Origin of the sequence: Yersinia alsatica (assembly GCF_025133195.1) — a bacterium.
Lineage (GTDB): Bacteria > Pseudomonadota > Gammaproteobacteria > Enterobacterales > Enterobacteriaceae > Yersinia > Yersinia alsatica.
Window position 1 is genome coordinate 1,764,911 of sequence record NZ_CP104006.1, and the last position, 14,711, is coordinate 1,779,621.

Consider the following 14,711-nt stretch of genomic DNA (forward strand, 5'->3'; position numbering starts at 1 on the left):
CAGACTTTTCGTCGATATTTAATACAAGAAGCCGGATGCGTGTTTTAGCGGCAATTTCTAAAGGGTTAGGGGAGAAACGGAATGCATAAACAGTTTGCCCGGATCATTGGCATATTTTTCTTATTAGGTCTGCTGGCTCCACTGAGTTGGGCTACCACACCAGCGTGGCGACCACTGGCAGAAACTATTCACAAGAGTGAACATGACCTGCGTAAATATCAGGCAATAAAATTGCTCAATGGTATGACAGTGTTGCTGGTCTCTGATGAACAAGCACCTAAGTCTTTGGCGGCTATAGCATTGCCCGTTGGATCACTGGAAGATCCCAATAATCAACTAGGGTTAGCCCATTACTTAGAACACATGTTGCTGATGGGATCTAAGCGCTTCCCTGAACCTGGCAGTTTCTCTGAGTTTTTGAAAAAACACGGCGGTAGCCATAATGCGAGCACCGCTTCTTACCGAACCGCCTTCTATCTTGAAATTGAAAATGATGCACTGGCCCCCGCGGTTGACCGCCTGGCGGATGCCATTGCAGAGCCTCTGCTAGACCCAATTAATGCTGATCGTGAACGTAATGCGGTGAACGCAGAATTGACAATGGCCCGCTCCCGCGATGGTATGCGCATGGCGCAAGTTAATGCCGAAACCCTTAATCCTGCTCACCCGAGCGCACGTTTCTCGGGGGGGAATCTGGATACCCTCAAAGATAAGCCAGATGGCAAACTACATGATGAACTGTTGAGTTTCTATCATCATTACTATTCAGCCAATTTGATGGTGGGTGTGCTGTATAGCAATCAATCTTTGGAGCAGTTAGCCCAGTTAGCGGCAGATACTTTTGGCCGTATTCCTAATCGGGATGCAAAAGTGCCACCGATTACTGTCCCTGTTGTCACTCCCGATCAAACCGGCATCATTATTCATTATGTCCCGGCCCAACCGCGTAAACAGTTGAAAGTCGAGTTTCGTATTGACAACAACAGTGCAGAATTCCGTAGCAAAACAGACACCTATATTAGCTATTTGATTGGGAATCGCAGCAAAGATACCTTGTCTGACTGGCTGCAAAAACAGGGGTTAGCTGATGCCATCAATGCTGGTGCTGATCCAATGGTCGATAGAAATGGGGGGGTGTTCTCCATTTCAGTATCACTTACCGACAAAGGCCTGGCGAAACGTGACGTGGTGGTGGCAGCCATTTTTGACTATATCAACATGCTGCACCAAGATGGCATTAAGAAGAGTTATTTCGATGAAATTGCCCATGTATTGAATCTGGATTTCCGTTATCCCTCTATCACGCGGGATATGGATTACATCGAGTGGTTGGTGGATATGATGCTGCGCGTGCCTGTCGCACACGTACTTGATGCCCCTTATTTGGCTGACCATTATGACCCGAAAGCCATTGCCGCCCGGCTGGCTGAAATGACGCCAGAAAATGCTCGAATCTGGTTCGTCAGCCCGGATGAACCGCACAACAAAGTGGCCTATTTTGTTGATGCCCCTTATCAGGTCGATAAAATCAGCCCGCAAGAGATGCAAGAATGGCAACAATTGGGGAAAGGCATCCAACTGAGTCTACCGGCACTTAACCCCTATATTCCGGATAATTTCTCTTTAATCAAAGCCGATAAAAATATAACTCGGCCGCAAAAAGTGGCAGAGCAACCGGGGTTGCGGGTGTTCTACATGCCAAGCCAATATTTTGCTGACGAACCCAAAGCTGATATCACGGTCGCTTTCCGTAATCCACATGCGCTGGACACTGCCCGCCATCAGGTGCTGTTTGCTTTGACTGATTATCTGGCTGGCCTGTCACTTGATGAACTGAGTTATCAGGCCTCAATCGGCGGGATCAGCTTCTCGACGGCACCGAATAATGGCCTGTATGCCACTGCCAATGGCTTCACACAACGGATGCCACAGTTACTCACTTCTTTGGTTGAAGGCTATTCCGGCTTTACACCAACAGAAGATCAATTAGCTCAGGCCAAGTCTTGGTATCGTGAACAACTAGAAGTTGCAGAGAAAGGCAAAGCTTATGAGCTGGCCATTCAGCCAGCCAAGTTACTCTCTCATGTTCCTTATGCAGAACGCAGTGAGCGGCGCAAATTGCTGGACACTATTAGTGTGCAGGATATCGTGACCTATCGTGATGCTTTGCTTAAACAATCTGCAATAGAAGTTTTGGCCGTCGGCAACATGACCGCACCACAAGTGACTGAGCTGGCTGAATCGCTGAAAAAACAACTCAGTTTGACCGGCACGACTTGGTGGACGGGTGAGGATGTGGTGGTTGATAAGGCTCAGCTAGCCAATATGGAACGGCTTGGCAGCAGCTCAGATGCTGCATTGGCGGCGGTCTACATTCCTACCGGTTATAGCGAGATTAAGGGGATGGCGTACAGTGCTTTGCTGGGGCAAATTGTTCAGCCATGGTTCTATGATCAACTACGTACGGAAGAGCAACTTGGCTATGCGGTATTTGCCTTCCCAATGTCGGTTGGCCGTCAGTGGGGCTTGGGCTTCTTACTGCAAAGCAACAGCAAGCAACCTGATTATCTTTATCAGCGCTATTTGGCCTTCTATCCACAGGCTGAAAAGCGTCTGCGTGACATGAAACCCGCTGATTTTGAACAATATAAGCAGGGGCTAATCAACCAATTACTGCAACGTCCACAAACACTGGATGAAGAAGCCAGCCGTTACAGTAATGATTTCAATCGTAATAATTTTGCGTTTGATAGCCGCGAGAAAATGATTGCTCAGGTGAAGCTACTGACTAACACGGCGTTGGCAGACTTCTTCCAGCAAGCGGTTATCAAGCCGCAAGGTTTGGCGCTGCTTTCTCAAGTTAAAGGCTTAGGGCAAACCGCTGGCGGGTATGCGGAGCTTAAAGGGTGGACGACGTATCCAACAACGTCTGCCTTGCAGGCAACTTTACCGCAGAAGGTATTGGCTCCATGACATCAATGACTCCCCAGCGGCTGGAGCCGCTAACGCTGCCCTTGTATGGCGAGAGGCTGATTGAAGCCTCTGCCGGTACTGGTAAAACTTTTACCATTGGGGTGCTTTATCTCAGATTATTGCTGGGCTTAGGTGGAGAGGCAGCATTTAGCCGCCCTCTGATGGTAGAGGAGATCCTGGTGGTGACCTTTACCGAGGCGGCAACTGAAGAGTTAAGGGGGCGAATCCGCGACAATATTCATGGGTTGCGCATCGCGTGCGTGCGGGGAGTCAGTGATGATCCAATGCATAAAGCTTTACTTGCTGAAATTACCGATCTGGGCGAGGCCGCAGCACAATTGCTGGCGGCCGAGCGCCAAATGGATGAAGCGGCAATTTACACCATTCATGGCTTCTGTCAGCGAATGCTGGCGAACAATGCATTTGAGTCTGGCATTTTATTTGAGCAAACATTGGTGCAAGACGAACTGCCACTACGCAGGCAAGCTTGTGCCGATTTTTGGCGGCGTCACTGTTATCCGCTCCCATTGACGATCGCTCGGGCGGTCAGTCAAGAATGGAGTGGCCCGGAAGCTCTGCTTAAAGACCTTGCTGCTTATTTACAGGGTGAGACGCCTAAATTTCGCCAAGCACCCGGTGAAGATGAAACGATACTCAGCCGGCATCAACAAATTGTGGTGCAAATTGATGCGGTTAAAGAGCAGTGGCGTGCTGCTGCCCATGAGTTAGAGGCTTTGATTAGTGGTTCTGGTGTCGATAAGCGCAGCTACAGCAGTAAACATTTGCCTAACTGGTTAGAAAAAGTCGGTATTTGGGCAGCACAAGAAACCGGTGACTACCAATTACCCAAAGAGCTGGAAAAATTTCGCCAGTCAGTATTATTGGAAAAAACCAAAAAAGGAGCCGCCCCCCAGCATGCTCTATTCAGTGTAATAGACCGAATATATGAACAACCGCTGACACTAAGAGATCTGATTTTAGCCAGAGCCATCAGTGAGATACGCACCTCCGTTCAGCAGGAAAAACGGCAGCGAGCAGAGCTGGGGTTTGATGACCTGCTCAGCAAACTGGATGCGGCATTACAGCAACCGGGTGGGGAGTTATTGGCTCAAGCTATCCGTACTCGTTATCCCGTAGCCATGATTGATGAGTTCCAGGATACCGATCCGCAACAATATCGTATTTTCCACACGCTGTACGGTGGACAAGGTGACTGTGGCCTATTGCTGATCGGCGATCCTAAACAGGCTATTTATGCATTCCGTGGTGCCGATATTTTTACCTATATTCGTGCCCGTTCAGAAGTAAGTGCCCGCTACACACTAGAGACAAACTGGCGTTCATCTTTCCCGATGGTGCAATCAGTAAACAGGCTATTTAGTTTGGTCAAAGTCCCTTTCTTATTTGAGCAAATCCCGTTTATAAATGTGGCGCCTGCAGAAAAAAATAGTCAGCTATCATTTGAAATAAAAGGGAAAAAACAACCTGCGCTCTCTTTCTGGCTACAGCCAGGAGAAGGGGTTGGTGTGAGTGAATATCAACAATTAATGGCGCGACAGTGCGCAGCTCAAATTCGTGACTGGTTAACTGCGGGTCAGCAAGGGCTGGCTCAATTAGTGACCGCCAAAGGTGCAAGGCCGGTTCAGGCATCTGATATAACCATATTGGTACGTAGCCGGGCAGAGGCGGCATTGGTGCGAGATGCACTGAGTGCGTTGGCTATCCCATCGGTTTATTTGTCTAATCGTGACAGCGTATTCGACACCACGGAAGCCAAAGACTTGCTGTGGCTATTGCAGGCGGTGCTAGCTCCTGAACAGGAACGGGCATTACGCAGCGCTATGGCGACTGGAATATTGGGGCTGGATGCCCAAATGTTGGATGCATTAAATCACGATGAGCGGGCTTGGGATGCTTTGGTAGATGAATTCGATGGCTATCGCCAGCATTGGCAGCGTCGTGGTGTGCTGCCAATGCTGCGGGAGGTTATGGCGCACCGCCATTTAGCGGAAAACCTGCTAGCTACCCCCGGCGGGGAAAGGCGGCTAACAGACGTGCTGCATCTGGGGGAGTTATTGCAAGAGGCTGCATCACAGCTTGATAGTGAGCACGCACTAATCCGCTGGTTGGCACAACAAATAGCACAGCCAAATCATCAGTCAGATAACCAGCAATTGCGTTTGGAAAGTGACCGCCATTTAGTGCAAGTCATTACTATCCATAAATCGAAAGGGCTGGAATATCCATTGGTATGGCTGCCTTTTGTGGGGAATTTCCGCCAGCAACAGGATGTGCTCTACCATGATCGCCACAGCTTTGAAGCATTGCTTGACCTCAATGCGGATGAAGAGAGTCAGGCTCTGGCGGAAGAAGAGCGTCTGGCGGAAGACCTGCGGTTATTATACGTGGCACTTACCCGCGCGGTTTATCATTGCAGCGTGGGTATTGCTCCGCTGATTAAAGGCGGGCGAAAAAAGCAGGGTGATAGTGACATGCACCTTAGTGCATTAGGCTATTTGGTGCAGCAAGGGCAAGCTGGAGATGCACAGTATCTGGCTGACAAACTTGCAGAGCTAACCACATTGGCTGCGGGCGATATTACTGTATCGACTGCAGGGCAACTGAATGAAACACCTTGGCAACCGCAGCCGGAAGCGTTGCCAGCTCTGGCGGCGCGTCAGTTTAGCCGACAGATACACGATTATTGGCGAGTCACCAGCTATTCCGGCCTACAGCAGCATGGTTCCAGTAAAAACGGCATATCACCAGTATTAAATGTGCCATTACAAGAGTTATTACCCCGGCTGGACACCGATGCTGCGGGTGAACAAGCAGTAATAACCGAGAACCGCTTAACGCCTCATACTTTCCCGCGCGGTGCTGCGCCGGGTACTTTCCTGCATGACCTACTTGAACCTTTGGATTTTAGCCAACCCATTGATCAAGAATGGCTTACCGAACAATTACAGCTGCAGGGCTTTGGTGAGCAATGGTCACCCATGCTACATCAGTGGCTAAACGACATTGTACAAGTCCCGCTGAATGAAACGGGTGTGACGCTGGCGGGGCTAACGCCACAGAGCAAGCAGGCGGAATTACAATTTTACCTGCCGATCGACGCGCTGCTACAAGCGCGAGAGTTAGACGCCTTAATCAAGCACTATGACCCACTTTCTCGCCAGTGCCCGGTATTGGATTTTCAGCAAGTAAGAGGGATGCTTAAAGGATTTATTGACTTGGTTTTCTGCTGGCAAGGCAAATATTACTTACTGGATTACAAGTCTAACTGGTTGGGTGAAGACAGCAGTGCTTATACCGCTGAAGCGATGACCCAAGCCATGGCTGAGCATCGCTATGACCTGCAATATCAACTATATACTCTGGCTTTACACCGCTATCTGCGTCATCGGTTAGCGAATTATGATTATCAACGTGACTTTGGTGGCGTCATCTATCTCTTCCTGCGTGGAGTCGATAAGCAGCATCCGGGTAACGGTATTTTTAGCTGCCGCCCAGAATGGGAGTTGATTGAAGGAATGGACAATCTATTCAGTGGTCGTGCTTTTGAGCTGCAATTCAGTGATGAAGGTGGCTCCGCCTCGATAGATGAGAGGGACGCAATATGATGGCGTTACTGGATCAGGCGGTTCGTGACCACTTACTACGCCCGCTGGATGTTCAGTTCTCGCGCATGATTGCCGGTGAAGACAATCCCATGCTGCAATTGGCTGCCGCTATTCTCAGTGCTGAAGCTGGGGCTGGGCATGTGTGTCTGCCACTAAGCTACTTGCAGCCGGATGAGCTATTTGGTGGTCGACAGCCGGGCTTATCACAAGCACTGTGGCAGACGGCGGGTTCGCCTGATAAATTGCTTTGGATTCAAGCTCTAAATAGTTCTCCAGCGGTCAGTGATGGTACGCGGCCAACGCCATTAGTTTTGCAAAATGACCGTTTGTATCTGCAACGAATGTGGCAATACGAAGGGGATGTCGTGCGGTTTATTGCCAGTGATAATGCCGCTTCATTCATTACTGAAACTAGAGTCGTCAACGAAACATTGCTGCGAGAAACTCTCGATGGTCTGTTTGGGCAGTCTGGCCCTAAAGTTGACTGGCAAAAAGTGGCAGCTGCGGTGGCTGCAACCCGTCGAATTTCCGTGATTTCTGGTGGACCGGGTACCGGAAAAACCACTACAGTCGCCAAGTTATTGACCGCACTGATACAACTTAGCCAAGGGCAACGTTTACGTATCCAACTTGCCGCCCCGACCGGTAAAGCTGCGGCGCGCTTGACTGAGTCTCTGGGCAATGCCATTCGGCAACTGCCATTGACTGATAATGAACGTAAGCTATTTCCTGACCAGGCATCCACATTACACCGCCTGCTGGGGGCTCAGCCTAACAGTCAGCGGCTGCGCTATCACCGAGGCAATCCATTAAACCTTGATGTGCTGGTAGTTGATGAAGCTTCCATGGTGGATTTGCCCATGATGGCACGGCTTATTGCCGCACTACCAGCCAAGGCTCAAGTGATTTTTCTTGGTGATCGAGACCAACTAGCGTCGGTTGAAGCGGGGGCGGTGCTGGGTGATATTTGCCGCTTTGCCGAGCTGGGCTATAGCGCAGCGCGAGCTGAACAATTAGCGCGCTTAACAGGATGCACACTGAGTGGGAATATACCCATTGGTGATGTACAAACTGACGCAGTTAATGTCCGTGATAGCCTGTGTTTGCTACGTAAAAGCTATCGCTTCGATGAAAAGTCCGGCATTGGGCAACTCGCCTTGGCCGTTAATGCTGGCAAGTATCACCATGCATTATCTGTTTTAAACGGCACATATTCTGATATCGAACGTTTCTCTTTGGCTGATGCCGATGATTATCAAGTATTGCTGGAAGACTGCGCTACTGGTTATCAGCACTATCTTCAACTGGCGACCACCGGCGCGCATGCCGCTGATGTGTTGGCGGCATTTGGCCGTTATCAACTGCTGTGCGCATTACGTACCGGGCCATTTGGTGTCAGTGGTTTAAATGAGCGGATTGAGCAGCTATTACATCGAAAACGGCTAATTGAACGCTCCCCTGGGCCATCAGGGCGCTGGTATGTTGGTCGGCCAGTGATGATTGGGCTAAATGACAGTGCGCTTGGTTTATTCAACGGTGATATTGGTATTGCTTTAATTGACTCTGAGGGAGAGCTGCGGGTGCATTTCCAATTACCCGATGGCAACATAAAGTCAGTACAACCCAGCCGCCTTCCGAGCCATGAAACCGCCTATGCGATGACTGTACATAAATCTCAGGGATCGGAGTTTGAACATACCGCGTTGGTATTACCCAATACTTTTATGCCAGTGTTAACCCGAGAGTTGGTCTATACCGCAATTACTCGAGCGCGTCAGCGCTTAACGCTGTATTGCAGTGATGCGGTGCTGGGGAGTGCAATTCGCACACCAACACTTCGTCTGAGTGGATTAGTCGATCGCTTGAATGAGCTGAAGAAATAAAACTAAGGGGGCGATAGCCCCCCTGATGTCATTAATGACCCGCTACAAATCAGCCAGCAGAATTTTTGAGCGGCGCTGATAGTTATACAGTTCCTGCTTCAGAATCGGTAAAACCTCAACTTCTGCCGGAGTAAAACCACGTTCCTGGAACCAATGAATGCTGCGGGTGGTTAACACAAACAGTTTTTTAAGCCCCATCTGCCGTGCCTGATTAGCAACCCGCTTGAGTAGCATTTCGCCGCGGGAAGAGCTGCGATAATCGGGATGCACTGCCACACAAGCCATCTCTCCGATTTGCTCCTCAGGGAATGGGTACAGTGCCGCGCAAGCAATGGTCAGATTATCCCGCTCAATAATGGTGAACTTATCGATCTCCATTTCAAGTTGTTCGCGCGAACGACGTACCAATATTCCTTGCTGCTCGAGTGGGCGGATCAGCTCCAAGATACCGCCAATATCATTAATGGTGGCGCGGCGAACTTGCTCAGCGCTCTCCATAACAATCTGGGTACCGATACCGTCGCGGGAGAACAGTTCTTGCACCAGCGCTCCATCTTCTTGATAACTCAGTAAATGGCTGCGGCGCACACCACTGCGGCAAGCCTTCACTGCGCCACGCAGAAAACGCACTGTCCCCGAGTTGTAATCACCTTCCTGTTCCAGATCTTCAATCCGCTTTTGCGCGTCGTTGGGGAACAGTTCTGAAATAATATTGCCTTCAATGTCTGTCACCCCTTGGGATGAGCAGAAGCCGATCATTTTTTCGGCTTTCAGTTTGATGGCCAACTGAGTAGCCACTTCTTCAGATGTCAGATTAAAGCTCTCGCCGGTAACCGACACGGCAACGGGCCCCAATAACACAATAGCGCCATTATCCAACTGGCGATGGATCGCTTCCTCATCAATCCGGCGAATACGCCCGCTATGGCAATAATCAACACCATCATCCACCCCCAGAGGTTGGGCAATGATAAAGTTGCCGCTGACGACATTAATATGCGCCCCTTGCAGTGGGGTATTATTCAGGCTCATCGATAATCTTGCCGTAATATCCAACTGCAATAAGCCGGCAGCCTGTTTAACCATTTCCAACGTGCGGGCATCGGTCACCCGGGTATGCTTATGATAAATAGGTTCGTAGTGATGCTGGGCCAAATTGGCGTCGATTTGGGGACGGGCGCCATAGACCACGACCAGCCGAATCCCTAGGCTATGCAATAACCCTATATCGTTGACGATGCTTGAGAAGTTTTCATGCTCAATCGCCTCGCCCCCCAGCATGACAACAAATGTCTTGCCGCGGTGCGCATTAATATAGGGAACTGAGTGGCGAAACCCTTGGACCAGTTCAGTACTACGTTCCTTCACGGCAGACCCTCTTTGAATTTTTATTCGGTATTTTTGTATTTTTATTCTTTTTTGATCAAGATGGCAAGCAGGAAATTGCTATTAAATGCATATGTATGGCACATGCTCATTAATAAATTGAATAACATAAAAATGTTTTTCTGATGACAGCTGGGGGTCGATTAGTTAAAGTTTTTCCTCATGAATTTTTTTTGTTCGATTTTTATTCATATTTTGGTAGTGACTTTGGAGTTACATGGCAGATTCAAATCATAATGTTAGGCGTCGCCGTCTACTACAAGGTGCCGCCGCAGCCTGGATGTTAAGTGTCACCCGGGTTGGATTTGCTGCTTCCTCTCATATCATCGCAGTAAGGGTTTGGCCCTCTTCAACTTATACCCGGGTAACACTGGAATCCAATACGCCGCTTAAGTATCGTCAGTTCGCGCTAAAAAATCCGGATCGGATTGTGGTGGATATTGAAGGCGTACATCTGAATAGCGTATTAAAAGAAATCAGTAGTCAGGTGCAGTCCGGCGATCCCTACCTGAAGCAGGCACGAGTAGGGCAGTTTGATAAAAATACTGTCCGGCTGGTGTTGGAGTTGAAGCAAAGTATCAGCCCGCAATTATTTACCCTTAAGCCCTTCGCTGAGTTTAAAAACCGCTTGGTAGTCGATTTATATCCGCAAGAGGGCACAACTTCGGCAGAGGATGACCCACTGCTGGCTCTTTTAGAGGATTACAATAAGGGTAATGTGGAGCGCACTTTGCCCGCTGAAGCGCCAAAAGCGGGTAAAGCAGGGCGGGACAGGCCGATTGTTATCATGCTAGACCCCGGGCATGGTGGGGAAGACCCCGGTGCTATTGGTCGAAATAAAACCCGTGAAAAAGATATTGTGTTGCAAATCGCCCGCCGGTTGCAGGCATTAATAAAAAAAGAATCGAATATGCGGGTGTTTATGACCCGTAATGAAGATGTCTTTATCCCACTGAAAGTGCGGGTCGCTAAAGCCCGTAAGTTGCGTGCGGATTTATTCATTTCGATTCATGCCGATGCCTTTACCAATCGAGCCGCCAGAGGCTCCTCCGTGTTTGCGTTATCGACCAAAGGGGCAACCAGTACTGCGGCGCGTTTCTTGGCCCAGACACAGAACGAAGCCGACCAGATTGGTGGGGTCAGCAAGAGTGGTGATCGCTATCTGGACCATACCATGATTGATTTGCTGCAAACGGCGACTATCAATGACAGCCTGAAATTTGGCAAAGAAGTGCTGAATCGCATGGGGAAGATTAACAAACTTCACAAGAATAGTGTCGATCAGGCTGGTTTTGCCGTATTGAAAGCACCTGATATTCCGTCCATTTTGGTTGAAACGGCCTTTATCAGTAATTTGGAAGAAGAGCGAAAATTACGCACCAGCCAGTTTCAGCAGCAAATTGCCGAATCTATCTTTGCTGGAATCAAAGCTTACTTTGCTAATGGCGGGGCGATGGCTCGGGTTTAGTCAGATTGATTGATATCAGCAGGGGCAGGATAGCCCTTGTTGGTAAGGGCTGGTGATAATGAGAAAGCCAGAAACAAAAAAACACCCTTGAGGGTGTCTTATGGTGATAAAAAATGATTAAGAATTGGTTGCGGGGGCCGGATTTGAACCGACGACCTTCGGGTTATGAGCCCGACGAGCTACCAGGCTGCTCCACCCCGCGTCCGTCTTAATACTATTTTCTATCTTTCTAGCTTAATGTAATTGGTTGCGGGGGCCGGATTTGAACCGACGACCTTCGGGTTATGAGCCCGACGAGCTACCAGGCTGCTCCACCCCGCGTCCGTCATTACATTTATTACTTTACTTCTCAGTAGCCACTTTCGTAGCTGGACATCTATTCTACCTAATTCGTCTTAACTTTCAAGACTATCGAACGACATTTGATACTGCTGGTAGCCAGTATCGGTTGGTTGCGGGGGCCGGATTTGAACCGACGACCTTCGGGTTATGAGCCCGACGAGCTACCAGGCTGCTCCACCCCGCGTCCGATTGAGCGCACTATACTCTGGATGAGATCTGTTGCAAGTAGTTTTGCCACTTAATTATGGTAAATAGAGTTTTTCGATTAATTTATCAACTATCTGTTTCCTTTTTCCCCACAACGCTGTCAGGGGATTTTTTTCTAGCTGCTGATTCCTTTATCCATAGGCGTTTGTTATCGTTCGCCGGTAGATAAAATAAGTAAGAGAAGGCGTGAAATGACAAGTCGTTGGGGCAAATACCTACTGAGTGGAATAATGATTGCCGTTCTGGCTGGTTGCCAATCGCGGCCAACTGATCGTGGGCAACAGTATAAGGATGGGCGTCTGGAGCAATCACTGGAGCTGGTGAATGAACCTAACGCGACAGGTAAGCCAGTCAACGCTAAAGATTATTCTGATCAGGTGAAGGTGATTAACCAATCTTCACCGGGTCTCTATAGCCGCAATAGCAATACTTTCAATGCGGTGCAAAACTGGATGTTGGCAGGGGCTGATACCAGTAAGTTAAGTCTGTTTGGTTTGAATGCCTATCAGATGGAAGGGGTAGATAATTTCGGTAATGTGCAATTTACCGGCTACTACACCCCGGTGCTTCAAGCCCGCTATACACCACAAGGTGAATTCCGCCATCCACTTTATCGTATGCCAGCGAAAGGAAAGCGCCGCTTACCTGATCGCGCTGCTATATATGCAGGTGCATTGGATAACAACAAATTAGCTATTGCCTACACCAATTCGCTAGTCGATAACTTTATGATGGAAGTACAGGGCAGCGGTTATGTTGATTATGGCGATGGCCGACCACTGACTTTCTTCGGCTATGCCGGTAAAAATGGCCACGCTTACCGCAGTATTGGTAAGGTGCTGATTGATCGTGGGGAAGTGGCGAAAGCAGATATGTCGATGCAAGCCATTCGCCACTGGGCTGAAACCCACAGTGAAGCTGAAGTCAGAGAGTTATTAGAGCAGAATCCGTCCTTTGTCTTCTTCAAACCGGAAATGTATGCGCCAGTGAAAGGAGCCAGTGCGGTGCCTTTGATTGCTAAAGCTTCGGTTGCCTCGGATCGTTCATTGATTCCACCGGGCACCACATTGTTGGCTGAAGTGCCTTTGTTGGATAATCAGGGGAAATTTACCGGCCAATATCAGATGCGGTTGATGGTCGCACTGGATGTGGGCGGTGCAATTAAAGGCCAACATTTTGATATTTATCAGGGTATTGGGCACGAAGCTGGCCAAGCTGCTGGTTTCTACAATCATTATGGCCGCGTTTGGGTACTGAAAAATGCCCAAAGCAGTGGGCCACTGTTTACTGCTTATCAAGCTGGCAGCAAAGCCGCACCAACCGGTAATGGTTCTTCGTTGTTGGTGAGTAATCAAGGCCAGTAAATATCCCCCAACGACTTGAAGCTACAGAAGAGTTAACCGTAGCTTTAGGTTATTTGGTTATGGATGCTATTTTTCCTCGGCGGCCAATTGGCCGCTTTTGCATTAGTATTATTTTTCAAAGTCATGAAGGTAACAAGTTTATGAGCACAGCCTATTCCGAAGCTTACCAACAGCGATTTGGTGGCATTGCACGCCTGTATGGGCAGCAGGCACTGACGCTTTTTTCGCAGGCACATGTCTGTGTCATCGGTATTGGTGGCGTGGGTTCATGGGCGGCAGAGGCACTGGCGCGTACCGGTATTGGCGCAATTACATTAATTGATATGGATGATGTTTGTGTCACCAATACCAATCGGCAAATCCATGCCTTACGGAACAATGTTGGGCAGGCTAAAACCGAAGTCATGGCAGAGCGAATTCGGGCGATTAATCCAGAATGTCGAGTAACCTGTATTGACGATTTTATTACTGCGGATAATGTTGCTGAGCTATTAGATGACAACTTTAGCTATGTTATTGATGCAATTGACAGTGTACGGCCAAAAGCCGCGCTACTGTCTTATTGTCGCCGCTATAAAATCCCGGTGGTGACGACCGGCGGTGCTGGTGGGCAAATCGACCCAACCCGCATTGAAGTGGTGGATCTGGCGAAAACGATTCAAGATCCACTGGCGGCAAAGTTGCGTGAAAGGCTGAAAAGCGACTTTAATGTGGTGAAAAACAGCAAAGGTAAACTGGGGATCGACTGTGTTTTCTCCAGCGAACCATTAGTTTACCCGCAAAGTGATGGTTCGGTCTGTGCTTCCCGCAGCACAGCTGAAGGGCCGAAAAAGATGGATTGCACTTCAGGTTTTGGCTCGGCAACTATGGTTACCGCCACCTTTGGCTTTGTCGCGGTATCACATGCATTGAAAAAGATGATGGCAAAAGCCGCTCGTCAGGCGCAATAGCGACTCAGGTGCGCGGCTAACAACCCGGTAACTGCAATTAATCAGGGTATTGGGCGGCAATGGCTTGCACACCTTGCGCTAATGCCTGCAAACCACTGGCGCGCGAAGTGCTTAATTGCTGGCGCAGTCCTAATTGGTCGAACAGCGCCAGTGGGTCTTCATCCAATATCTGCTGTGGCGTTTTACCTTCCACAGCAGTCAGAATAACCGCTAATAACCCACGAACAATCCGGCCTTCACTGTCGCCGTAGAAATGCAAACTGCCGTCTGGCAGGCGCTCATGCCCAAGCCACACTCTATTTTCACAACCCGTCAGCTCCAATTTATGCTGTTTTAATGACTCGGGCAATGGTGGGAGCTGCTTGGCCAGTAAAATTAACTGGCGATAACGATCTTCCCACTGTTTTTGGGCGCTGAATGTTTCCAGTAAATTAGCAGCAGTAATGTTATGGCCAAAGGGGTGTGGGGCAATCATCATCTTCTCATTTTATGTCTGGTTGATATTATTAAAA

Annotated in this window: 8 protein-coding genes and 3 tRNA genes; 6 read left to right on the forward strand and 5 right to left on the reverse strand. The window is 49.0% G+C overall.

The genetic code is table 11. The annotated features are described in order from the left end of the window. The first annotated feature begins 81 nt into the window (after positions 1–81). The 3 genes from ptrA to recD are packed head-to-tail and all read left to right on the forward strand — an operon-like array spanning position 82 to position 8,482. Complete coding sequence (gene ptrA, locus N0H69_RS07715; RefSeq protein WP_050152398.1) at positions 82–2,973, forward strand: pitrilysin; 2,892 nt, start codon at positions 82–84, stop codon at positions 2,971–2,973. After that, on the forward strand, positions 2,970–6,599 hold the full coding sequence (gene recB, locus N0H69_RS07720) for an exodeoxyribonuclease V subunit beta (protein ID WP_072077740.1): 3,630 nt from the start codon (positions 2,970–2,972) through the stop codon (positions 6,597–6,599). Before ptrA ends, recB begins: the two co-directional genes overlap by 4 nt. Then, on the forward strand, positions 6,599–8,482 hold the full coding sequence (recD, locus tag N0H69_RS07725) for an exodeoxyribonuclease V subunit alpha (protein ID WP_375541939.1): 1,884 nt from the start codon (positions 6,599–6,601) through the stop codon (positions 8,480–8,482). Before recB ends, recD begins: the two co-directional genes overlap by 1 nt. Positions 8,483–8,524: 42 nt before the next feature. Here the strand turns inward: recD and argA are convergent, their stop codons facing one another. After that, positions 8,525–9,850, reverse strand: coding sequence for an amino-acid N-acetyltransferase (argA, locus tag N0H69_RS07730; RefSeq protein WP_050109939.1), 1,326 nt, complete (start codon positions 9,848–9,850; stop codon positions 8,525–8,527). A 235-nt stretch (positions 9,851–10,085) separates the two neighbouring features. Between argA and amiC the strand changes: the two genes are divergently transcribed. Continuing rightward, positions 10,086–11,336, forward strand: coding sequence for an N-acetylmuramoyl-L-alanine amidase AmiC (amiC, locus tag N0H69_RS07735; RefSeq protein WP_050109938.1), 1,251 nt, complete (start codon positions 10,086–10,088; stop codon positions 11,334–11,336). A gap of 125 nt (positions 11,337–11,461) precedes the next feature. Here amiC and N0H69_RS07740 read toward each other — a convergent pair. The 3 genes from N0H69_RS07740 to N0H69_RS07750 all read right to left on the reverse strand — a co-directional run bounded on the left by N0H69_RS07740 (position 11,462) and on the right by N0H69_RS07750 (position 11,862). Then, positions 11,462–11,538: transfer RNA gene (locus N0H69_RS07740), tRNA-Met, on the reverse strand. 42 nt (positions 11,539–11,580) lie between these two features. After that, a tRNA-Met gene (locus N0H69_RS07745) sits at positions 11,581–11,657 on the reverse strand. Positions 11,658–11,785: 128 nt separating this feature from the next. Continuing rightward, positions 11,786–11,862, reverse strand: a tRNA-Met gene (locus N0H69_RS07750). 214 nt (positions 11,863–12,076) lie between these two features. Between N0H69_RS07750 and mltA the strand changes: the two genes are divergently transcribed. Next, entirely contained in the window at positions 12,077–13,249 is a 1,173-nt protein-coding gene (gene mltA / locus N0H69_RS07755; protein ID WP_050109937.1) for a murein transglycosylase A, read from the forward strand. 140 nt (positions 13,250–13,389) lie between these two features. After that, positions 13,390–14,199, forward strand: a complete 810-nt coding sequence (gene tcdA, locus N0H69_RS07760; RefSeq protein ID WP_050152416.1) for a tRNA cyclic N6-threonylcarbamoyladenosine(37) synthase TcdA — start codon at positions 13,390–13,392, stop codon at positions 14,197–14,199. Positions 14,200–14,236: 37 nt separating this feature from the next. On the opposite strand, the gene csdE is transcribed toward tcdA, so the two are convergent. After that, positions 14,237–14,677 (reverse strand): cysteine desulfurase sulfur acceptor subunit CsdE, encoded by a 441-nt coding sequence (csdE, locus tag N0H69_RS07765; protein WP_050152399.1) that lies wholly within the window; start codon positions 14,675–14,677, stop codon positions 14,237–14,239. Positions 14,678–14,711: the final 34 nt, after the last annotated feature.

Bases quoted from the DNA above. Each gene is read 5' to 3' on its own strand.
- tcdA (WP_050152416.1), top strand. From the start codon at position 13,390: ATGAGCACAGCCTATTCCGAAGCTTACCAACAGCGATTTGGTGGCATT.
- amiC (WP_050109938.1), top strand. From the start codon at position 10,086: ATGGCAGATTCAAATCATAATGTTAGGCGTCGCCGTCTACTACAAGGT.
- mltA (WP_050109937.1), top strand. From the start codon at position 12,077: ATGACAAGTCGTTGGGGCAAATACCTACTGAGTGGAATAATGATTGCC.
- csdE (WP_050152399.1), bottom strand. From the start codon at position 14,677: ATGATGATTGCCCCACACCCCTTTGGCCATAACATTACTGCTGCTAAT.
- recD (WP_375541939.1), top strand. From the start codon at position 6,599: ATGGCGTTACTGGATCAGGCGGTTCGTGACCACTTACTACGCCCGCTG.
- ptrA (WP_050152398.1), top strand. From the start codon at position 82: ATGCATAAACAGTTTGCCCGGATCATTGGCATATTTTTCTTATTAGGT.
- recB (WP_072077740.1), top strand. From the start codon at position 2,970: ATGACATCAATGACTCCCCAGCGGCTGGAGCCGCTAACGCTGCCCTTG.